Raw genomic sequence first — 22,383 nt, forward strand, 5'->3', positions numbered from 1 at the left:
GAGGCCAGTTGATAGCCGAGTACACATCTGGCACTCCGTCAGGCGGCGGAACAAGCTATTTGACAAGCGATCATCTCGGAAGCACGCGAGTGGTAACGGATTCGACCGGCGGCGTGAAGGCTCGGTACGACTACTTGCCCTTTGGCGAGGAGATCGGTTCAGATCACGGGAGTCGTTCGTTGGTGACGGGATACGGATCGAGCGATAAGCCTCGACAGAAGTTCACCCAAAAAGAAAGAGATAGTGAGTCGGGTTTGGATTACTTCCTCGCGAGATACTACTCGTCAGCCCAGGGCAGGTTCACCGGCACTGATCCTGAGATCATACCGAAAGACATAAGCAATCCTCAGGCTTGGAACAAGTACCCCTATACTTTTAACAATCCCCTCCGGTACGTGGACCCAGACGGCCAAGCACCGCAAGACTCGTTCGACAATAAAATCAATCAGCTGATACGGCAGCAGTTGAAGGGAGAGATCAGCGAAGGGGAGTATTGGGCGAGCCTGAGGGCAGCAGGTTACGGGGGGCTAGCCGGCCTAGTCGTCGGTGGAGGAGGCGCACTGGCTGCGCGAACCCCGCAGATTGTACAAGCGCTCATACTATGGGCAACTCGGAATCCGGATACAGCACAGCAGGTCGTCCAAGACCTCGTGCAACTTTCTACTGGCAGTCCTGCACCCGGTCCGGCGGGGACGCTCACGATCTCAACAGGGACGCGTCTTACCGCGACTGAAATCAGCACTGGTGCTCGGCTGGCAAAACAAACGGGAACGGCGCTTACCGAGAGTGCCCATGTCGGCGCGGAGTTCGTCAGCGCCGCTGGGAAGACAATTGATGCTATGGGCGGGGTAAAGGCATACGAGAACTTTGGCTCCGGCGCCAAATTCTTTAACGCCATTACGAAGCACGTGAACAAGTCGGTTGATCACGTCGCCATCGATTTGAAGGGAGCCTCGGGGGCCCAGATTAAGGCCGTCAAGGGATTCGTAAGCGGCCTGACGAAGAAGCAGCAGGAAAAAATCATATACGTCAGCGAATAGGAAACATCATGGCGGTAATAGGGTTTTCAGACAGGCCCGAGGAAATTTGGTGTGTTGCAGGGTGGGCCTTCCGGCAAGTGCTGGACGACGTAATTTCCCAGTATCCGGAAGATTCGGAGATGGCCGACGAATTCGCCCTGTCAAAAACCCAGAGCGGCCTCAGTATCGATTTGCTGGGGCTCGAGCTTGCGGTCAGGGTCACGAACGCAATCAGGCAAGTGGCGACAGGCATCCTGTCTGGAGCGATCCGATCGGGCATTGTTGATCAGTCCTATGGCGACGCAAAGACCGTCGAACAGTACCAAGAGGGATTGCAACAACTGCTAGAAGCCATTCCCTCCGCTTGAACAGTGAAGCGTAGTCTGGAGCGAAGAGCGCCGGGCTGCGACAACCTTCCGCGCGAGCCCCCCTTCGAGGGGGGCGACCGGAGTGGCGCGCAAGGGGGGTGGGAGACCGGAGCGCGCGGCGGCGGTGTAGTTTCCGCCGCAAGCGCGAGGAGAATATCGGGGCGTACGATAACGCGCGACGCTACTTCGCACGGCCACAAACAGCTACTATAATCCAGCAACCACATCGTCATCGGGAAACGTCTATGCTAAACGCGATCTGACGACCGTGACGCCCTACGATGTTCTCGGGCGTATGACCCAGGTCGCGACCTTTAATGCGGCAACGAGACTCCTGCTAAGCGCCACTGATTTCTCCGATACTTGTATCGGAAGGCTTGAGGATAGACTCCTGATCCTTGCGCGGCAGGTTTGTTGCGTTCGATTCGGAGTTCAAGCTGTGAAGACGGGCCTGGCTTACTCGGTGAGTTTTGGCTCGCATCCGAGCAACTCGGCCACTAAGACTGTCAAGGATCCCAACGACTCATTTCCGCGAATCAGTTCTCCCAAACAAATCTCTGCTTGACAAACAAATAGCATTGGAATAAAAGGGGCAGTAAGAGTTGGCCCCGTTTTGCGAGAAAGGGTAGCGGCGTGGCAGGTCGCGCTGCGTCAGGGTTATAATTTAACCGAGAGATTTCTCCATTCCGAAGCTTCATCCGCAGCCAAGGAAAGGTTGTTTGTAAGACAGGAAGGTCGGCCGCTAAAGCCGAAGGCGCTGCTTGCCTTGCGTCCGTGTGGCTTCGTCCATCCTGTTGTTAGTTTGGAGTAAAGCAAAGTGGACGAGATTCGAGAACAATCGCACAATCGAGTGCCGCTAAACCCGGATATGAAGAGCCCGCGTGCTCAGGAGTTCGAGAGCAGGCTTGGTTCGCTGATCGTCGGGCAAGAGCGTGCGGTCCGCCGAATATCGGGGCTCTATCAAATATACCTGGCGGGCATGCAGAACCCGGGGCGGCCCATCGGGACGATGCTGTTTCTGGGGCCTACCGGTTCGGGCAAGACTCGGGTGGTGGAGGCTGCGGCCGAGGTACTGTTCGCTGAAACCAACGCCGTAGTCAAAATAGACTGCGCCGAGTTTCAGCACTCGCACGAGATCGCCAAACTTATTGGCTCGCCGCCGGGGTATCTTGGTCATCGCGAAACAGCACCGATGCTGACCCAGGAGAATCTCGACAAATATCATACCGAGCCGGACAAGCTGACCTTTGTTCTGTTCGATGAGATCGAGAAGGCGTCCGATGCGCTGTGGCAGTTGCTGCTGGGCATCCTCGACAAGGCTACGCTGACGCTTGGAGACAACCGCAAGGTCGATTTCTCGCGATGCATGATATTCCTGACCTCCAATCTCGGCGCGAAGGAAATGAGCGAGCTGATCACCGGCTCAATCGGCTTTGCGCCAGCGCGCGGGAAGCGAATGCTGGAGGACGACGTCGATCAGAAGATCTATCGCACGGCTTCCGAAGCGGCGAAGCGGAAGTTCTCGCCTGAATTCATGAATCGAATCGACAAGGTGGTCGTGTTCCGCAGCCTCAAGGAGTATCACCTCAAGCAGATACTCGAGCTCGAGCTCGGCCAGGTTCAGAACCGCATCATGAGAGGCACCGGGGAGAAGTTTGTCTTCAAGTGCACTGAGGAAGCCAAACAGTTCCTCCTGGAAGAGGGCATCGACTTCAAGTACGGGGCGCGACACCTGAAGCGGGCGATCGAACGCTTCCTTGTGTACGCGATCTCGAACCTCGTAGCGACCCAGCAGGTGGCTACGGGCGACCTCGTAATCATTGACTATGATTCGCAGACCAAAAAACTCACGTTCACCAAGTCGGAAGGCGGCGCGCTGATCGATCCGTATCGCGAAGAATACGGAGAGATGTTCGATGACGACCACGAAGAGCGAGCGGTGGCGGCCGAAGCCAGCGAAGGCGGAATGACTACTGCTCCGCTCAAAGCGATTGAGAAGTAACACGAGTTCAGATACTATTTCGCAACCAGCAAGCCCGGCGAGATAATCTCCGCCGGGCTTGCTTGTCTATCGAAGCGATGAACGTCCTCGCAACCTTAGCGCTGCTTTCTCTTACCGCCTTGCCGCACGCCGCGCCGGATACCGTTCGCATAGGCCTGTTCACTCTGTTCAAGCCGGAAACGCTCCACGTGCGGCTTGCCGCGGGCGAGGCCGCCAGTCTCGACGCCACCGGAATTGCGAGTAGCGGATCTATAGCCCGCGGCGAGCTGATTCGAATTCGACTCTCCGGCGATCGCCTTCACATTGTTGTGACCGGTCCGCGCACGGGAGTTAAGCGACCGGCGGCCGCAACCGAAGCGCGAATCGTGCCAGCGGCTGGCGCAACGCTCGAACTGGTCCTGCCCGGGAGGATCAAGCGAGAAGTACGCGGCCAGGTATCGGTTGACGCCGGAGAGGGCGGGCGCGGGCCTCTTCGAATAGTGCTGGTGACTGACCGCGAGTCCGCGGTTGCCTCTGTGGTTGCCGCGGAGACTAGCCGTCGCGAGACAGAAGCGCTCAAGGCGCTTGGAGTAGTTGTGCGAACCTATATGCTCTCGCACTCCGGCCGCCACTCGAGCCAGGGTTTTGACTTCTGCGATACGACGCACTGCCAGCTCTACCGGGGCGAACAGGATCTCTCCGATCGAGCTGCTTCGCCGGCGGTGACAAATGCGATCGCTCTGACGGCGGGGCAAGTGATGACCTTCGAAGGCCGCCCGGTCGAGGGCTACTACACCGCGGCTTGCGGAGGCTTGTCGGCGACGCCGGCGATGGTCTGGGGCGGCAGCAGCAGCTACCCGTACGGCCGAATCGTATGCCGCTGGTGCCGTGCCTCGCGATTCGAGAGATGGGAGCGTTCGGCAACCGCGGCGGCCGTCCTTAACGCGCTTTCATCGTTCCTCGCGTCCAGGGTGTCCTCGGCAGCAGAATTGATCGCCGACTGTGATCAACCGAGCGGATTCGTCCGATCGATCACAGTGCGTGATGGAAGCAAGCGGACTGTGTTGAGCACCGACGCGTTTCGCCGCGCAATCGGACTCAGGCTCGGATGGAATACAGTGTTGAGTCCGACGTTCACCGTTGAGCGTCGAGCGTCGAGGTTCATCTTTCGGGGCCGAGGCTTCGGCAGTCAGGTCGGACTATGCGAAGCAGGCGCGGTAGCTCAGGCGGCCGCCGGGCGCAGCTACCACGAGATTCTGAGCTTCTATTATCCGGGTGCTGACATTAGTGAGCGGCCTGCGCATGAATGAGGCGACTTTCATACTCTTCGGAATAAAGAGCGGCCTTCAGAGTTTGCTCGAATGGCTCAAAGCTTTTGGCAGCCTGGGATTGTTTGGAATATCACTGGTCGACTCGTTGGGCGTCCCACTGCCCGGAGGGCCAGACGCCGTTATGATTTGGCTGAGCGCGAACACTCCGGCGCTGATGCCGGTGTACGCGCTGGCGGCGACAGCAGGTTCGGTGATCGGGTGTACGCTGTTGTATCTCATCGGGCGCCGCGCTGGTGTAGTCGCGCTCAAGCGCCTGACACCCGAAAGGCGCAATCGCATTGAGAATCTGCTGGGACGCTATGACTTGATCGCCGTGATGGTGCCGGCCGTGTTGCCGCCTCCATTTCCGTTCAAGCCCTTCGTGCTTTGCGCCGGTGTGTTCAAACTGAAGACGTGGCGGTTCATCGCCGCGATCTTCATCGGCCGCGCGCTGCGATTCCTGATCGAAGGATGGCTGGCAATCCGATTTGGTGAGGACGCCCTCCGCATCATAAGACAGCATGGATGGAAGGTCTTAATCGCGGTTGCCGTGGCGGCGACAGCCGGGCTCGCATTACGGTTTTTCCGCGCGCGCGTACGCCGCTCTCGTGAGTTGTCCGTCGATTCGATGTCACACGAGCACAAGCCGGCGGGCCCGAGGTGAATGTTGATGGAGGTTCTAGCGGTCGCAAGGAACGGGAGGAAGCGACCGGGATCTGGCTATCGCGCCATAAGCAGGATGATCCGACTACGCACCGATGTCGGGCAGAGCCTGCGGGAAATGGAACTTTTCCACCTCAGCGGGCGTGTGGTAGCATTTAGCATGTTTCGGAGGAACAAATCTGCGTTACATGGGTAAGCTTGCCTTGATAATCGCGCTGCCCCTGCTGGTTCTGCCGGGTCTCGCGCAGTCGCGCAACTGTCTACGAGTCAATCCGATTGCAGAGTTGACGAGGCAGGCGATTCTGATCGCGCGTGTGAAAGTTCACCGGGTGGATAAGGCGAGATATCGGGGCGAGTTCAGTCAATTGGCGGTGCTGCATCCAATCGACGTAATCGACGGCGATTTCACGCTGAAGGAAATCAATGTACTGGCACGATCGAGCGTCCGATGCGCCGAGGACAACTACACACGCGACGAAGAGATGCTGGTTTTCCTCGAGCCCGAGGATAGCTTGTTCCATACGGTGAACTATCAGTATGGGCAGTTTCCTATCGTCGGTGAGATCGTCAAAGGATGGCGAGACAAGGCGAACAAGCCGGTTGATAAACCCTACGAGGAGGTCCGGCGCGAGATCCAGGCTTGCGTCAGCGCTTCGCATACCCCAAAGCCCGAGGGCACACCGCCGCAAAAGCCCCCGCAACCGGTGAAGCCACCCGAGCCCCAGCCGCGATAGGGGTTTCAGCCCACCTGCTACTTCATTGTTCGCCCGACGCAGAACGGTGACATGAAGAGGTCACTCTAACGAGATGGGTGGATGAGGGCAGATGATCGCGAGGGAGTATCAATCAACGACTCCCGCAAGCGCAGCGATCAGGAGAAGCAATCGCTTCAATCCGAGTTCCCGGCCGGCGGGTTCGTACCATTCTGTAAGGCTGTGACAGTTGCTCGATATGCCGCCCACTCCCAGCGTTATTGCGGGAATGCCAAGGGAGATCGGTATGTTTGAATCAGTCGAGGAGCAATCAAGCCGCGGTTCGATCCCTAACGCGCGCGAGCACTCGATAGCGGCTCTTACGATTCTCGAATCCACCGGCGTCTCGCCCGACGGGCGATCTCCAACCTGTTCAAATTCGTAGGTAAGATGCGTACCACTCATCGCTCGCTGCGAATTCTCTTCGCGCGCGGCGATTTCAACTACGCGTCTGAGATATGCTTCGAGTTTTTCGATCTCATCGCTCGAGACCGAACGTATGTCGACGGCCATGCTTGCGCGTTCCGGAATCGCGTTGACCGAACTGCCGCCTTCGATTATCCCGACGCTGTAAGACGTTCGAGGCGCAAGCGGAGCCGGATAAGATGCGAAGCGCGCTATGGCCCGCCCCAGCGCGTGCACCGGGTTGACGATTCCAAAGTCGCCCCACGAGTGACCGCCTGGACCGATCACCGTCACGCGATATCGACGCGACCCGAGCGCTCGCTGAGTAATGCGCTCGAGCCCCGGACCGTCGAGTGAAATGAACGCGTCAACGCCCGATCGAAATTCGCCTCCAGCGAAAAGCTGCCGCACGCCCCGAAGGTTTCCTTCCCCTTCCTCGCCGACCGTCGCGACGAAATGGACTGTGCCCTCGCTCTTGAGGCCCCCCGCGTCGAGCGCCCGGGCCAGAGCAATAAGGCTCACGATGCCACATGTGTTATCGCTGATCCCGGGCGCATGGAACCTTGCTCCGTCGCGCCTCACGCGTACGTTCGTGCCTTCGGGAAAAACTGTGTCGAGATGGGCGGAGACGATTACGCGCGGCTCAGGCGAAAGGCCCGGACGTTCCGCGATGACATTCCCTACCTCGTCGGATCGGACGCGCTGCAGACCGACCTCTTCGAACCGCCGCGCAATCTCGCGGGCGCGAGCTTCTTCCTTGAACGGAGGCGCGGGTATTTCGCAGATGCGCACCAGGTCTTCGTCAAGCTCGCCGCGCATCTCGTTTATGAATTGAAACGCCCGCTGAATCCGGGACGAGCTGAGCAAGCTTGCGATCGAGAGGCGTTCGTCTGTGCGCGGCGCGTAGTTTTGCATGGGAAGTTGGTTCTCGAATCCAGACCCGGGACTCCGGCGCTTTTCAGCTAGACCAGCAGCATTACCTCTTCGTCGGTGAGAATCGAGTCGCGTTGCTTCGCGCTATTGAATATTCGCTCGACGCGCTCGTTTGTAGCTTCGATGCCCTTACGCTCGAGCCAGAATATGACGTTGGATTTGCCGCTCATAGGTCCGATCTCGATCGTCTGTTTGCGGTTGAGCATTTGTGCCGGCACGCCGGAGTAGACCATATCTGCAAGCCAATCATCGCCCTTGCGAAAAGCTTTTATCACCGCCGCCGCGTGGACGCCTGTCGCCGTCCGAAAAGCGTCGCGGCCCACGATAGGATACGATACCGGTATGGGCACGCCCGTAGACTGGCTGACCGTCTCGCAGTAGCTGGTCAGGTTTGACAGATCCCGGTCGATGTACCCCATCAGTTGAAGGTTCACCATGAGTTGGTCCATTGGCGTGTTGCCGACCCGCTCGCCGATGCCGAGACCGGTCGCGTGTAATCGGTCGGCGCCCGCTTCGTAGGCGGCAATCGAGTTAATAACACCTAGTCCGCGATCCTGATGGCCATGCCAATCAATCTTGATGTCTTCGGTCAATCCCATTTCCTGAATGACTTCCCGAATGTAGCTGATCAGGGCCCGCACTCCGTCGGGCGTCGCGTGGCCAACGGTGTCGCATACGCAGATGCGCTTTGCTCCGGCTTCGATCGCAGCGCGGTAGAGCGCGCGTATGGTGGCCGGCCGCGCGCGGGTCGTATCTTCGGTCACGTACATGACCGGGAGTCCGTGCGATGCGGCGAACTTTACTGCGTCCTCAGTCGCCGTGAGCATCATCTCCAACGACCAGCCTTCGGCGTATTGACGAATCGGACTCGACCCGATGAAAGTGCACACTTCGATCGGTATGCCGACCCTCTCCGAGATGTCTATGATTGGCTCGATGTCGGCGCGAACGGTTCGCGCAGCGCAGTTCGGGCGGATATCGAGCTTGCAATCGGCGATCTCTTTCGCCAGCCGGGTGACGTCGGCAGCAGCTCGCGGCCCCGCGCCTGGCAGCCCAATGTCGGCGGCGTCGATGCCCAGCGAGTCCATCAGGTGAAGGATCTCGATTTTCTTGTCAATTGGCGGGTCGATGACCGAAGGCGACTGCAGCCCGTCTCGGAGCGTTTCGTCGTTTAACTCAAGCGCTCGCGGAGCGGTTTCCGCGCAGCCAACGTGGTTCCAATCGTAAATCAACTCGCTCTTATCCATTGTCCTTGTTCCGTTTCGATTAGAGCAAACACGCAAGGTTAGCGTCAAGAGAACGCACCCGACAAGCTATGCTGAGTGTCTGTGAGCGCGAGCGGGTTAATGTTACGATTCACAGTTCAACGAGGAGACGTGTGGTAACAAAGACGCATCCAGTGCCCAAGGCCGGCATGACGATCACCGCGAGTCAGTTGATGCTGGCGTTTGGCGCGCTCTTCGTATTGAACCTCCTGCTGCGGGTGTTCTACATCCGGTACGACTTCGTGAATGGCGACGAAGGAGTGCGCGCATTGACGGCGACTCGAATGCTCGAAGGCGCGCGGCTGTACGCCGACGTGGTGACCGATAAGCCACCCGGCGCATCCTTGTTCTACGCGGCGGTCTTCGCGGTGTTTGGCCGCAGCATGAAGGCCGTGCACGCGGCAGCGATCGTTTGGAACTTCGCGACTTCCTTCGTTGTCTACCTGATAGCCGCGCGTTTCTACAATAAGCGAATAGGCCTTTGGGCAATGCTGTTTTTTGTCTACTTCAGCACGAACTATTTCACGCAGGACATGATGGCCGCGAATACCGAGCTTCTGATGGCGCTCCCATATGCAGCCGCGTTCTACTTTTTCATTCTCGGCAATGCCAGGTACGTCGAGAAGGGAGAAAGCGCGAGCCTGGCGCCTTCTACTGCTGCTGCTTTGGTCGCCGCGGGATTGTTGAGTGGGCTCGCGGCAATGTTCAAGCAGATTGGAGTACTCAATCTTGGGTTCTTCGCGCTTTATCAGGGTGTCGCTGCTTGGAGAACGGTGCGAACTAACGAGGGTACTACCTCGTTGGGAGCTTTCTTCGGGCGTGTGTTTCTTCGTCTTTCGTTAGTCGGTGTTGGATTCGCGCTGGTGCTGGCGGCGTTGGTCGTGTGGCTCAAGTCAAGTGGAGCCCTCGGCGATTTCTGGCGGAACGGCATCGTTCTGAACATGTTTTACATAGACTCCGAACCGTTTGGTTTGTGGATGAAGTTCATGCTCGGCCGCGGCTTGGGCTACGTGTTCTTCAACGCGACGCTTTGGCTGCTTGCAGCCTGGGCGGTGTGGCGCTCAGCCAGGCAACTAACCAGGCGTGGAAAAGATGCGGGCTATGAAGCGGGGCTTGAGCGGTGCGATGTTACGGTAGCTGTCTGGGCTTTGGTGTCGCTGGTCGGGGTTGTAATGAGCGGGCGGTTTTACGGTCACTACTTCATACCGGCGCTGCCTGCGCTTTCGTTGCTCGCAGCGCGTGGATCGAATCTCCTCGCTGAAGCGCTGATCAGGCCAGCCCATAGACGAAAGACGCAGGCGGGAGTCGCTGCGTTGGCTCTGCTCTTCTTACCCGGCTTGTTCCGGTGTCATCACCGCACCGCCGTGCTGGCTTACGAAACCGTTACGGGAACACGCACACGCTGGAGCGGAAACTGGGGAATGACCAAGCGTGAGCAAGAAGCCGAGGTCGTCTCCGATTTTGTGCGCGCCGGAATCCCGGCTGGCGAACCGCTGTACATCTGGGGTTACGCACACGACGTTTTCTGGCGCACGGGCTGCCGGCCTGCATCGCGCTACCTGACGCCGTACTACATAGACGGCCGCTTCGCTGACGCCGAAGCCACAGTGCCGGCATCGGGCCAGGAGTTTAGACGCGAGGCGGCAGCTAATCTGCTCGAGGACCTTCGCCGCAACAGGCCGCGTTTGATACTCGATGTTGAAGGCGGCTTCAAGGCGCTACCTCACGCTGAGCTGGTTGAGTTCATCGAGAAGAATTATCGCGATCAAGGAAGCGCCGGGCCTGATGCTTCGCGCCCGTTTCGGGTGTTGGAACTCAACGACGATGGGGAAAAGGATGAGGACGTGGAAGGACGGAGCTAGGAAAAAGATCGCTGCCTGCCCGGAGCCCTCGAACCTGATTGGGAATCTAGGCGTGGGAGAACCGAGTTTAAGATCTCAGATTTCAAATCTAAGAATTGGTCGTGCTGTTCAGTCTTTCGTTGATCCACTCGTCGATAACTGGCAGTGACTCGCGAGGGAAGACGTGTCCTACCTGAAAACTTCGATACTCTACTGAATGAGCCCGCCTCGCCATCGCATCCTTGAACGTACGCGTGCGTTCAAGGGGATAGAACTCATCGGTCTCGCCCGCGATTATCAACACGTCGGTGCCGCTCTTGCGATACTTATCCTGGTCCCAGTCGCCGGGAATGCCGCCGCATACGGCAATCACACCTCGAATGAACCCCGGATGAGTGAACGCGAAGCGGTAGATCAGCGAGACTGACTGCGAAAATCCGAGCAAGAAGACGGCCCGACGGTCGATTGCGTGCTCGGCGGCAGCGTCTTCGATGACCGACAGTAGCGTCTGATGATGAAGCTTGATGGTTTCCTCGGCTTTGTACTGCATCATCCATCCGAACCCGATCTTCGGCCTGGCCGGTTCACTTTCCGATCGCACAAAGAACGCATTGGGACTCTGCACGGAGGCGATGATCAAATCGCTGGAGTTGATCTTCCGGGCCAGGGCCATCATCGACTCCTTGTTACCTTCGTAGCCGTGAAACGCGATGAGCATCGGCCTGGGTGTGGCCGCGCCGGCGTCCGGCACGTACAGGTCATAGTGAAGATTAATACGTTGCTCGGTTGCTTTTTCTATGATCATCCTGGGCGCCCTCGTCTCCTTTGCTTTGGCCGCGTAAGCAATGCGATATTATCTGAGCCTATGAGCATTGAAAAGTCGAGGAGATATGTGGTCTACGGCGCCGGGGCGATCGGTAGCGCAATCGGAGGGTTGCTGACCCGTGCAGGATCTCGCGTCGTCTGCGTAGCGAGACCTGCCCATGCTGAGGCGCTGAGGCGAGGAATCGTCATCAAGAAAGAAGACGGCGAAGACCTGATGGTGAGAGCCGATGCCGTGACTGCGGCAACCGATCTTTCGCCCGAAGACGGCGACATCGCGATCCTCACAACCAAGTCTCAAGGTACCGAATCAGCGGTCAAAGAACTCTTCGAGCAATATGGCGCAGCTCTGCCGATCGTTTGTCTGCAGAACGGCATTCGCAACGAAAATATCGCCGCGCGCCGCTTCGACAAGGTTTATGCCGGGTTGGTTTTTCTAAGCGCAGTCCAGCTTGAGCCCTCGGTGATAGCGCTACCGCAAGGCGGCACGGTTTCAATCGGCTGTTATCCCTTAGGGCTCGATGATGTGTGTCGAGAACTGTGTGTTGACCTATGCCGCGCAGGGCTTGAAGCAAGCGCGTCGGCTTACGTAATGGCAATGAAGTGGGGCAAGCTCGTCGCGAACCTTAACAATGCGACCACCGCCATAACCGGCTATTGGCTGGAACAAGCGATGTTGGACGCGGACATGCGTAAGCTGATGCTTGAAGTACGCGAGGAAGGCTTGGGGGTGCTGGACGCAGCAGGGATTGCTGTAGAGCCGCCCGCCGACGTGCCCTCGCCGATAAGAATACGCGAGATGACTGAGAAACTGAGACACCCTCCTCGCCATTCCAACGATTCGGCCAACCTTCCAGAAGAACGTCGCACCTATTCGTCGATGTGGCAGGATCTCTACGTGGGCCGGAAGACAGGCGAAGCCGAATTCCTGAATGGCGAGATCGTGGCCCTAGGCGAGAAGCTCGCCATTCCTACCCCTTACAACTCGACGTTGTTAAAGATCGTCAGTGGCATGTTCGAAGAAGGTCTCAAGCCGGGCATTTACCGTCCATGTGAGCTTAACGACCTCATTCGAGCTCGATCGGGCCGGCGGATCGCGTGAGAGCGACAGAAGGAAGCCAGGAGTTCGGTTAACACGCTTCAGGACCCTACGGAGCAACGCGATGCCGCCGGAGAACTGGCCGCTAGTTCGCAACAAATTCACAATCTTGACTTCGGTTGGTTTGCTGCTATATTGGACGCCATCAGCAGAACAGTCGGCCCCTAAAGAAACTAACCGACAAGCTTGATAGGTTCATTGTTGCGCGCCCAGTTGGTCCATTACCCAAGCCGCTGTGCGCCTTGCTAGAGGTGGGAGCAATGTTACAAGCGAATAAGGTGGCGGCAAGCATCGTGACGTTGATGCTTGTTTTGGTGATCCCGTGTTCAAATGGTTTCGGGCAGAACAAAGATGTCAGGCAGACCGAGCCTTTTGATCCGGTCGCATTCATCAAGTGTTTTCGAATAGGCATGAGCTACGTTGAGGTTCAAGCGCTGCTGCCCAAGTCCGCCGAGCAGGACGCACTCGCCTACGTGCCCAGCGAGGAGGCGTTCTTGTTGGGCGTCGACATACGGGGGCAGGCCACGTGGAGCGCTACTTTCAAGTTCGATACTCTTGACACACCCGCCCGCCGGCCGGAGGTGCTTATCGAGTTCAGTTGTAGCGCGGGGCTATCAACCCGAAGCGAATCCTTTGAAACAATAGTTCGAAAAGTTACCGCGGCTTTTGGGGACCCGGTCGAGCTAAACCGCTCGCAGGAGCGGTTTCAGCAAGCGGGGTGGAGGGTGTCGGGCGGGTCAGTCCTGACTCTCGAGTATTCCAAGATGCCGGCTGCGAGCAACGTCACCATCGATTTCGTGATCAAGAAGAACCGGCGTCGCGATGCGCCCGATAGTAAGGCGGTCGCGTAGCCGCCGTTCTCGGCTTTTTTCAAGCGGCCCGGACCGCCCATGGATGGCCTCTTCAATTTATCTTCTTCTTAAATCTAGGGTTCTCCGCGCGTGAAAACCCCCGGTCCGTCGCGGCTACGCCTTCGGGTCGGGCGTTGCCCAAAAAGTATGCCACAAGTTTCATTTGGTGTCACTTCAAATCGACATTTTGGGCAAACGCCCATTCTGCCCAAAAAGTCAGTAGCGGCGCGACCTGCCGAGAGCACGTTTTCTATATGCCGAGGGTGTGAGGTCAAAGCGCCTCTTGAAGTGCTGTAGAAAGGTTTGCCTGTCCGAGTACCCCACTGTTGCCATAACTTGCTTGATGCTTAGAAAAGTCGTTGCTAAAAGGTGACTGGCTTTTTCTATTCTGAGTCTTATCAAATATTCAATTGGCGAGACGCCGATTTGCGTTTTGAACACGCTCGAAAAATGTGAAGGTGACAAGTTGACCAACTCCGATAACTCAAGCAACGTAATGCTCCGATGAAGATTTGTTCTCATGAAGTCAATCGCAGCTTGGGCTCTCGCCTCGTGAAGCGGGTTATCTGGCACCTCTGATTCAATCTCATATTCTTGTACAGTCCGGGGCCGAGTGATCGTAACAGCGGAGCGTCGCTTTTGCCTCGATCTGACATCCGCCAGCGTATTTCGCCATTCAGGATCGAACGGGCCAAGCGGAGACGATACCGCTACGAGCACCGCGTTTTCAGCTTCCGACAGTCTATTAGCCTCGATCAGTTCCGTTGCATAGGAATTCATCGTCTGGAAATAAGTTAATGGCTCAGCGTAACGCGCCAGAGGAAGCAAGTTTTCAATATCACTCAAGGCTGACGCATGATAGCCTTCTATCGCTTTCACGGTGGCAATGCCCGTTGACGCTTTGATGAAGTCTGAGACTGTAGGATTAGGCTTTAAGGCTTCAGTGTAGAAGTACAGGGCACGCTCAGGGCTGCCTTGATAAACCTCGAACGCTCCCCTTGATATGAGCGCCTTAGCCTTATACGTCTGGGATTGTTCAGCAATCCGCTCTAAAAGTTCAGATTGATACTCCCGCTCTCTGCACTTACACCAAACGAGATAATATTGCCCGATTAGTTGGTATTCTCTGACGGGAATATTGACTAGCATTCGCGCTAGTTCTCTGACGCGCTCCGTTTGGTTGAAAGCGTGAGCCGTCCTTATCTTTTCGTGAATCCGGTTTCCTAGTTCTTGGTAGGTAGTAATTCCACTGAGTAGCTGCTGATAGAATTTGGTTCGCTCAAAAGGAGAGACGATGAAAAGACTGCTCTCTGTCTGTTTGCTCATGTCGTGTCTGTGCTTACCAGTCTTCGCAGGACACAATGTAATCGGCGGCTGGTGCGAATGCAGCACACCGGGTTGTATTTGCGAACCCGATGAGAACCGGGCCACTGCACCGAAAGAGTCCGAGCCTCGCGATCTAGGCCCAGAGGTTCTCTTGGTATTTGCGGTGCTGCTTCTGGCACTCAGATACAAGGCTTGAGCAAATAAACAATCCGTTACATCGGGCCGCTCTTGTGGCGGCTAACTATTTGTCTGCCCGGGGCAGTGTATCACAGGACACAGAAGACTCAAGCGGAAGGCATGTATGCGATTTGGCTAATAGGTAGGTTATGTCCCGATTGAGCCTCGAAACCCTAACCCCTGCTCACTTGGTAGCTTTCTCTTTCGGACTGTGCTTGAAATGGATAATTCCTTGTCGGTCGGGCGAGCTATTTCCCCCTGGCTCGAAATGGGCTCCTACGAATCCAGGCAGCCTTGACACGCTGCCTGACGATTGAATATAGTACGGCCCACCTGGGGAATATTCAGTTTACGCGTAGGCCAATGCTCAAGCTAGTAGAGCGGGGTGAAGTCGCCCTCAACCAGACGGAGACTCCTTGAAGTTGTCGTCAAGACCGTAACTGCAAGAAAGAATCACGGATGAAGAAGTCGCGCGGATATGCACCGTCTATGGTGAGACGGTTGTACAGGAATTCTCTTCGGTAGCAGTCAGTCGCGTTTTTGCCCGAGAAGTCAGTTGAAATTCTTTCGCGCTGCTAGGCTTTGAATGGGACTCCCTGAAAATAGGAGGGTGGAATGAAACGACTTCTGACCGTGAGCCTGTTTTTGCTCTTCACCTTACCGACCAGCGCGAAGCCGCTTTGCACGGACGCAGCGCTTAATCGACTTACGCGCGGCCTCACGTTCGCGACGATGCTTGAAAAGCACGTGCGCCCATTTATGCTGCGCGGCAAAGCAGCGGAGAGATTCATGCGGCGCGTTCGGGCTCTTGATGACCGAGAGTGTCAGCCTTCAATAACGTTCGAGCAAAAGGCCGCGTACATGATCGACGCCTCTACGGACCCTGATAACAGACCCCAAGCGAGGCGCCTCAAGTCTCTGCTCGACTACATGCGAGCGAACCTTGCGAACCTTCAGGTTGCCTACTTCGGCGAAGAGCCAGAGTGGGACGTATGTATTTTTGGCCGCGACAGATGTGGAAACATCGTTGGCGTGCGAGTGGTCGAAGTAACGTAAACTTTCCCCTAAAGCACCCGCTATCTGAGCCAGCGGACCCCGTCGTGATGTGAACATGTTTCCTCGTCGGTTTTGGCTATAGCCGTACGACCCATCACTGCATTCGGCGGTTGCGCCCGCCGGCGCTTGGCCCGTCTTTGATTCCGCAGGCGGCTTCTTTGCCTTGCTCTTGTCACTATTGACGACCGGGTTCTTGACCGTCACGCCAGCCGCGCTTACGGGCACCGTGATCGAGGCAAGGCCGAGCACAAGCAGCAATGATGAGCGATGCTAGAACGTGCTTTCTGTTCATCTGAGATCATCCTCCTTATCTTCAAGGCAGAGCGTCCAGTGATTTCCATCCAGCATCACTGTTGACGCTGCACTTATCGCCAGTCTCACAAAACTCTAGTTTGAGAACCGGGTGAATCTCCCAGTTATTCACGCGAACAAGGTGGTGCCTGATGAAATGCTCTGAGTCAAACATAAGAAGGCCGGTGACCCGAACTCGAAGCGCCTTTTTCGGCCTTTTCTCTATCAATGGCTGTAATTGCTCCCGCGTGAAGTTGGGATGATCAAGTCTTACGCGCGGCGTAAATTCTGCCGTTATTGATTCCAATTCGCGAGAGTGGAAAACCGTTTTGTTCGTGGTCGCGTTGTTAGACACTGGGAATTTGTCAACTGTGGCTTTCGAGACCAAGACTAAGTGGTTATCCGTGTCCGCTTTACTCGTAAGCCCACAATTGCAGGACTCGGCACCTTCCGCCTTTGCTACAAGCAAGAAAGCGGTAACGGTGACCTTTTGCCCTTCTCCTAGGGCGGTCAACTCCTCGCGGGTGTCGCCTAGAGAAAAACTCTCCGGGTCATCAAGCTTCTTTATAGAAGCTAGACTGCGCACGGTAGCGGTTTGACTATCGGAACGGATATTCTTGCGCCGGTTCAGATTCCCGTCGAAGCTGGTACCGCATCCTTCGTCTGGACAAGCTGCAAGATTAGGCTTGCACGGAGGTTTTTTCTGGGCGTAGGTGGTCGGCGAGATCGGCAGAGAGACGAGCGCTAACAATACCAACAGCGCCCCTATGCTCATTCTTTTTTTCATGGGGTCTTTCTCCTTTTGATTAGCGACTCAAAACAGGTAGGGCGCTATTGTACTAGAACACACACTAAAGGGCCGGGCAGCGGCCACCTCCACGCGGGAAGCGAACCGGCGAGACAGGTATTATCAAGACAACATCATGCGCGAGATCACGTGTGTTTGGGCAACAGTGCGCCGTCAGTGCTCCTTATTGTATTTGCCAAGTTATGGTCTTTCGTGACTGCTTCTGTGCAGAGGTAGTCGCTTGCGGTCCGACTTGTATTTCCAACAAGGAGTATGCCGAATCGCCAGATAAAGAGGTAATCGTTTGGCCTCGAACCTGCATTTTTATTAACCAGGCATCCTCGTCGGTACGGTTGACTGAAACAGCGTAAACAATATCGGAGAGCTCGCCCGTCTTAACAAGTCGATTCAGCCTTCGGGCTTCGTTATCGTAACGCTTAAAGAAGCGACTGTGATCTCCTTTGTTCAAGAAGGCCTCTACGTCGGGCGACGCTAGCGCAACCGGCGTCCAAAAGATCCGATGTTCGCCAGGAGAGATCCCGTAGACGTTCATTTCAGCCAGAGTTATAGCGAATCGGGGATGCTTGAGACTTATCTCCCTGATTAATTCATTAGGGAGTTTTAGAGGTCGCCTATTGCGTGGGGCCAACGAGCTTACGCTTAAAAGGAGATCACAGGTTCCGCTCTCCGCGCACGCACCACAATTGAAGGTCCGGCAATAGGATGAGTCACCTCCCACGCAGGCCTTACAGTCGTCCTGCACGCCGCATCCAACACATTGCGGTTTGGGATCGCTCTTCGCGATAATCGTTAGAGGCAAACATAGCGCAACGATAAAAACTACAATTGCCCGCACGTAACGTTGTTCCATCGGATTCCTCCTGTTCGGCCAAGGTTTGCAATCCGCAAAGGGAGATCTGAGGGCTTTCAAGAGCCAAGCAGGAACTCACTTCTGCTTTGAAAGACGCTCCTTCTGCGGTAATCTAAGTGTCGCGACTTCAGAAAATGGCGAAGTACTTCCTTATGAAAAACATTACTCTACAGCGGTGCTTCTACTGCAAGGCAGGGAGTCGGTTGGGCTTTACTCCCTCGATATAGATGACGGATTCGCTTATCGCTATAATGCTGATTGACAAACTTTTTTTGCAGCATTGAACTGGCTTTGGGCCGACAAGAACTAAACATTGCAATGGCGAGCCTTACGGCTCCGCAAGCGATGCTTCTAGGATCTAATTCCGTAACAGAGGGCACATTGTATAACAGAAGGGACTAATGTCAAAGGAGTTTTGAAGGAGTAGTGGGGTATAATACCCCACTATCAACAGGGCTGTTCTTTCTGCGCGGTTCCCAAGCCGCGGTCAACGTCCATCTCTTGTCAGGATGCCATAGCCCAGGTACGTCACATTGAACTTCGAGAGTAATGAGCTACACAGAAAGGATACGACAATGAAGCTTGGAATCAACCGCTCTATCGCCAGCGTGCTTAGCCCATTGTTCAGGCTGCCTATCAAGTGGTATGCGATAGCTTATTTTGTACTCATCCCCCTCTTCGCCTTCTTCTATTGGCTGCTCCCGGGTGAGTTCTATCACGCGAACGTCGCTCGCGAGCCCTCGGTGCTTGAAGATCAACGGCGCATCGGCAAGCAGTTAGAGCAGGAGATTGTACAGGCCCTCAACGCTCGTCATGATAATAGTACAGTCACCGTGGGCGATTGGAGCATAAACTCCAACTCCTTTTCAGTACGCTCACTGACGACGACCGGTGAGGAGGTGAGTTTTCTTCTAGATCTGAAACTCACAAACCCGCATCAGCCACTAAAACATTCTATCGCTCTCACAGTTACAATGCCCGTTAAAGGGGTGGCTGGAAGTAGGTCAATAGGTGAACCGGAGATGCCACTCTTCAAACCGGTGACGGTTAGCATCCCAGATTTCCCACTTCGCTCGAATGAGCAATGGAGTATTAGTTTTGTAAGAGAGTTATTTCCGGCAGATGATGCGGCCGCTTCGGGGACTTATTTGCGCATCTCACCGTCGCTACATAGACATATTCTTAGCTTGGCAAAAGGCATCAAGGGTGATCCGTCAGAACTCAGCGGCCATTGGCCGAGAATGGTGTATTTGAGCGCTGTAACAATCACGACACTTGGTTACGGTGACATTGCACCCTTAACCAATACAGCCCGCGGACTCATTACCGCAGAAGCAGTAGCCGGCATAATTGTTGTTGGCCTATTTTTGAACGCCGTGGCAGGCGAGCGGGCTAAAGAGAAATAATAGTTTGTCCCCGTGCTTTATTGGACGGCGTTCTGTGCTGTATAAGAGACGTGAGTTTGTCAGCACGTTAGGAAGACTACAGTTGACATGCGAGAAGATTGAGTGTTTAATGGAGCGGCGCGGCAATCACGCCTTATCTTAGATCCCCTTGAAGGGCGTCATCCCCAACTGGGGAGTGTTCTGGCGGGTTGCTTTTGTGGCGACCGGCGTTGATGATTTGGTGGTCTATCTGCACGGTGCGGGAAACCTCGTGAGGGGCGGATGGTGACGAGACATACCATGATCGCAAGAGTTTTGGTCCTCTGTTTATTTCCGCTTGTACAACCTTGGGCGCAGGCGACAGTTGCACTGGAATTTAGTCCGAGCGTTGAGGTCCTAATCCCTCAAGGGATGCCTATCAAAATGGATGTGCAGCGCGATCAACGAACACCTAAGATCGTAAAGTATGTCATCAAGAGGATAGTGCCCAAAAATGCAAGCCGCGCAAGCATTATCGCAGTTTTGGTCGACAAGGACGGAGTGATCAAAATTATCGACCCAATGGTAGGAGATCACCTTACCGATCCTATGACCATTGCTACGGCAGATAAGAGCATTGCGCGCATTCTCCTTATTGTTGAATGGTTGGAAATGAACAATGGCAAATGGGTGATAGATACTAAGGCTGACGAATTGGACATTGAATCTCTAGTCAAACGCGGCGCTAAGGCGCTGCCGTGTGCAAAGTTTGTCGGACGGAAGTGACAGTGGAGTTTTGGTAGAGCCAGGCTCCATTTGGCTGTGTTTCACCCCAGACTGCTCCTGCTCAGTCCAACTCGTTCCAAAATGTCGCTTCAGTTCCTAGCTCATAGGCTGACTGTATGAGGCAGCAGAGATTGTGACAGAGGATTTTGCAAAGCGCTTCGTTCGCCTGCGCCGTGAACGTCTTGCTTCTGAGATACCCGCCAAACTTCGCCTTGATCATGCTGAACGTAGATTCCACGTTTGAGCGTTTGTGATAGTGCTGATAGAACTCGCCCTGATTCATTTGATAGTAGTGAAACATTCTATGCCATATATCAACTTTGCCCGTTGGCTTCGTGTTTTTCTTAAAGTCGATGTAAGGCTTGATCCCTTTGTTTTCCGCCACCGTGAGATTTGCCCTGCTTGAATACGCTTTGTCCGCTGAGACTTCCTCAACATCGAAATGTTTAGCGGTTGTGTTGACGAGGGGCGCAAACATATTCGTGTCGTGAACGTTCGCGCCAGTGATCTCAACCGAAGTTACGATGTTAGTCTTCACGCCGCACATCAGATGAACTTTGATCCAGTCGTGCTGATCCATTTCCTTTCCGTACTTCGCAGAAAACCAGCGTGAATAAGTTGCTGTTGAGAAGCCGGACGCATCAACGGCGAAGTCGGTTTCAATTGTCTTTAGCGGAAGGCTGCTTTCTTCGATGAGCCGCTTTAGATATGAAGTCAATTCCGGCTTCTCAAGATAGCCGATGATCGAGTTGTAGTGAGGAAGCCTGGCGAGATAGTGCCTCGCGTAAGCGTCCTTGAGATCGGTTATGAAGCGCCGCGAGGACACCGTAGAGTAGACCTTGTACGTCGAAGCAAAGATCATGTCGGCCATCGACAATCGCGGTCTGCCCATCGTTTGAATCGGTTCGTCTATGCCAGAGCAAAGCTCATAGAGCAGCGACAGGAGTCTAGCCTTTTCGTTCGTCTGAGCGCTGTTGTAAGCCGGCCATACCTGTTTGTATCTTAGCTTGACTGTCTCAGTGACGATTGTAGTAATCGTTTGGCCGTCATTCGTTGCCGTGACACTTCTTTCTCGCTCGACAACGATCACAGTTGCAAGAATATGCTTGCAGGGAAGCTGGCGCTTAACGTAATCGGGGCAGGTGCAATGCTGCAAATCCGAATCAACTCCGTAGTGGCCACGATTGGTCTGAGAAGGAACGAGCCAAATGTCGCCCTTCTTCGCGAGGTTACTTCTCGCTGCGATGACTAATGCTCTCTGTTCTCTTTCACTCATTGTGAACCTTGCCTTTCTTTGGCGACCGGCTCACAATGACTTTGCTTGGAATCAACGTGAGCAATCGCGTTTGGTTTTCAAAAGAGGCTCTAGCGGTTCGCGCCGTTAGGGCCTTGTTGCTATGCGTGAATTATACGTGCGCGGGTACGTAGAAGTCAAGCAAATAGGGTTGACTATACGAGGCCGGGCACGTATACTCTCAGCCATGCCAAGACAAAAGAAAAAGAATGCAGCGGCGGTCGCTTTGGGGCGTAAAGGCGCTAGGAAAGGCGGCCTTGCTCGCGCAGCGAGTATGACGGCAAAAGAGCGCAGCGAGAGCGCGAGACAGGCTGTAGTGGCTCGGTGGAAACGCTATAGAGAGAAGATGGCCGGGAAGAACTAAGGCTTAGTCTCTGCGGAGTCCTCTAGATACCAGTAAAAATCCTCACTCAAAACGGGCACCCTGGTTAGAGGCTTTGGCCCGTACTGGCCGAAAAACAATTCAAGTTGCTCGACAAACTCTGATTTCACGGCGCGGGCTCTGATATTGGTGCGATCCGCAGTCGGTTCCAGTACCAGAAACCTGTTGATTTTCCCCACACCCGGAGCGCCGCTCAGATAGGCCACCCTGCTCGCTTCATAGACGTGGTACAGGGTCGTGTTCACATCAAGAATGCTGTCTTGATGGCGCTGATAAAGGACCGATTCGGCTACCGTGCCGCCTGAGCCGATAGCGGCGAAATTCTGACGGTGAGTTACTTCGCCAGAACCGTCAATAGTGAAGATGTAGGGGAAGTGCATCTCTTTTAGAAAGCCATAAGTCAGAATCGTGCAGCCGAAGTCAATTTCCTCTAGCTCATAGAGCATTCGGTTTCTGACTTCCAGCGTTAGCTCGTGCTCGCCATTCTCTAAAAACCTCTTGAACGAAATACCAAGGCGGCGGTTGACCGTCTGATCACAGAGAAGCGTCTTATGAGCATTTGAGGCTTCGTTTAGCTTGTCAAAAATGCTGTCCACGTTAAGATCGGACGACCGCAAAAGTGTCCGAAACGTCGCTACCATTTCTTCGGCTTTGGATAGCTGACCGGACATCAAAGCTTGCCAGCCGGGCCGGACTAACCAGTCAAACTTGAGAGCAACGTCGCCGCCAGCCGTACCCGT

The 22,383-nt window shown here is 55.2% G+C and carries 19 protein-coding genes and 1 pseudogene; 12 read left to right on the plus strand and 8 right to left on the minus strand.

Going from position 1 to position 22,383, the window contains the following annotated elements; genetic code table 11:
• The 6 genes from AABO57_24465 to AABO57_24490 all read left to right on the plus strand — a co-directional run.
• A partial coding sequence (locus AABO57_24465) for an RHS repeat-associated core domain-containing protein (GenBank protein MEK6288885.1) occupies positions 1–1,040 on the plus strand: 1,040 nt, incomplete at its 5' end.
• A gap of 8 nt (positions 1,041–1,048) precedes the next feature.
• Positions 1,049–1,387 (plus strand): hypothetical protein, encoded by a 339-nt coding sequence (locus AABO57_24470; protein ID MEK6288886.1) that lies wholly within the window; start codon positions 1,049–1,051, stop codon positions 1,385–1,387.
• A gap of 817 nt (positions 1,388–2,204) precedes the next feature.
• Positions 2,205–3,389 (plus strand): AAA family ATPase, encoded by a 1,185-nt coding sequence (locus tag AABO57_24475; protein ID MEK6288887.1) that lies wholly within the window; start codon positions 2,205–2,207, stop codon positions 3,387–3,389.
• A 77-nt stretch (positions 3,390–3,466) separates the two neighbouring features.
• Positions 3,467–4,678: a SpoIID/LytB domain-containing protein gene (locus AABO57_24480; GenBank protein ID MEK6288888.1), complete on the plus strand. Its 1,212-nt coding sequence runs from the start codon at positions 3,467–3,469 to the stop codon at positions 4,676–4,678.
• A complete protein-coding gene (locus AABO57_24485) occupies positions 4,671–5,342 on the plus strand; it encodes a VTT domain-containing protein (GenBank protein ID MEK6288889.1) in 672 nt (223 codons plus the stop codon). The genes AABO57_24480 and AABO57_24485 overlap by 8 nt, the downstream gene beginning before the upstream one ends.
• Positions 5,343–5,529: 187 nt before the next feature.
• The gene (locus AABO57_24490; GenBank protein ID MEK6288890.1) at positions 5,530–6,075 is read left to right on the plus strand and encodes a hypothetical protein; all 546 of its coding nucleotides are present in this window, start codon (positions 5,530–5,532) and stop codon (positions 6,073–6,075) included.
• Positions 6,076–6,183: 108 nt separating this feature from the next.
• Here the strand turns inward: AABO57_24490 and AABO57_24495 are convergent, their stop codons facing one another.
• Both AABO57_24495 and AABO57_24500 read right to left on the minus strand, forming a co-directional pair.
• The gene (locus AABO57_24495) at positions 6,184–7,413 is read right to left on the minus strand and encodes a M20/M25/M40 family metallo-hydrolase (GenBank protein MEK6288891.1); all 1,230 of its coding nucleotides are present in this window, start codon (positions 7,411–7,413) and stop codon (positions 6,184–6,186) included.
• 47 nt (positions 7,414–7,460) lie between these two features.
• Complete coding sequence (locus AABO57_24500; GenBank protein MEK6288892.1) at positions 7,461–8,678, minus strand: LeuA family protein; 1,218 nt, start codon at positions 8,676–8,678, stop codon at positions 7,461–7,463.
• A gap of 131 nt (positions 8,679–8,809) precedes the next feature.
• Between AABO57_24500 and AABO57_24505 the strand changes: the two genes are divergently transcribed.
• Entirely contained in the window at positions 8,810–10,558 is a 1,749-nt protein-coding gene (locus AABO57_24505; protein ID MEK6288893.1) for a glycosyltransferase family 39 protein, read from the plus strand.
• Positions 10,559–10,646: 88 nt separating this feature from the next.
• On the opposite strand, the gene AABO57_24510 is transcribed toward AABO57_24505, so the two are convergent.
• On the minus strand, positions 10,647–11,342 hold the full coding sequence (locus AABO57_24510) for a dienelactone hydrolase family protein (GenBank protein MEK6288894.1): 696 nt from the start codon (positions 11,340–11,342) through the stop codon (positions 10,647–10,649).
• A 60-nt stretch (positions 11,343–11,402) separates the two neighbouring features.
• On the opposite strand from AABO57_24510, the gene AABO57_24515 reads away from it, so the two are divergent.
• Both AABO57_24515 and AABO57_24520 read left to right on the plus strand, forming a co-directional pair.
• On the plus strand, positions 11,403–12,461 hold the full coding sequence (locus tag AABO57_24515) for a 2-dehydropantoate 2-reductase (protein MEK6288895.1): 1,059 nt from the start codon (positions 11,403–11,405) through the stop codon (positions 12,459–12,461).
• 257 nt (positions 12,462–12,718) lie between these two features.
• On the plus strand, positions 12,719–13,309 hold the full coding sequence (locus AABO57_24520) for a hypothetical protein (GenBank protein MEK6288896.1): 591 nt from the start codon (positions 12,719–12,721) through the stop codon (positions 13,307–13,309).
• A gap of 216 nt (positions 13,310–13,525) precedes the next feature.
• Here the strand turns inward: AABO57_24520 and AABO57_24525 are convergent, their stop codons facing one another.
• The gene (locus AABO57_24525; GenBank protein ID MEK6288897.1) at positions 13,526–14,635 is read right to left on the minus strand and encodes a helix-turn-helix domain-containing protein; all 1,110 of its coding nucleotides are present in this window, start codon (positions 14,633–14,635) and stop codon (positions 13,526–13,528) included.
• A gap of 792 nt (positions 14,636–15,427) precedes the next feature.
• On the opposite strand from AABO57_24525, the gene AABO57_24530 reads away from it, so the two are divergent.
• Positions 15,428–15,868, plus strand: coding sequence for a nuclease A inhibitor family protein (locus tag AABO57_24530; protein ID MEK6288898.1), 441 nt, complete (start codon positions 15,428–15,430; stop codon positions 15,866–15,868).
• A 20-nt stretch (positions 15,869–15,888) separates the two neighbouring features.
• Here AABO57_24530 and AABO57_24535 read toward each other — a convergent pair.
• A pseudogene (locus tag AABO57_24535) lies at positions 15,889–16,072 on the minus strand (DUF3761 domain-containing protein).
• Between the two features lie 109 nt (positions 16,073–16,181).
• Entirely contained in the window at positions 16,182–16,946 is a 765-nt protein-coding gene (locus tag AABO57_24540) for a hypothetical protein (protein ID MEK6288899.1), read from the minus strand.
• 1,446 nt (positions 16,947–18,392) lie between these two features.
• Here AABO57_24540 and AABO57_24545 point away from each other — a divergent pair.
• Together AABO57_24545 and AABO57_24550 are read left to right on the plus strand one after the other, a co-directional pair.
• Complete coding sequence (locus AABO57_24545) at positions 18,393–19,223, plus strand: potassium channel family protein (protein ID MEK6288900.1); 831 nt, start codon at positions 18,393–18,395, stop codon at positions 19,221–19,223.
• 279 nt (positions 19,224–19,502) lie between these two features.
• A complete protein-coding gene (locus tag AABO57_24550; GenBank protein ID MEK6288901.1) occupies positions 19,503–19,967 on the plus strand; it encodes a hypothetical protein in 465 nt (154 codons plus the stop codon).
• A gap of 61 nt (positions 19,968–20,028) precedes the next feature.
• Here the strand turns inward: AABO57_24550 and AABO57_24555 are convergent, their stop codons facing one another.
• A complete protein-coding gene (locus AABO57_24555; protein MEK6288902.1) occupies positions 20,029–21,243 on the minus strand; it encodes a transposase in 1,215 nt (404 codons plus the stop codon).
• Between the two features lie 378 nt (positions 21,244–21,621).
• A complete protein-coding gene (locus AABO57_24560) occupies positions 21,622–22,314 on the minus strand; it encodes a hypothetical protein (GenBank protein ID MEK6288903.1) in 693 nt (230 codons plus the stop codon).
• Positions 22,315–22,383 lie beyond the last annotated feature (69 nt).

The organism is Acidobacteriota bacterium (assembly GCA_038040445.1).
In the GTDB taxonomy this organism is placed as follows: domain Bacteria; phylum Acidobacteriota; class Blastocatellia; order UBA7656; family UBA7656; genus Onstottus_A; species Onstottus_A frigus.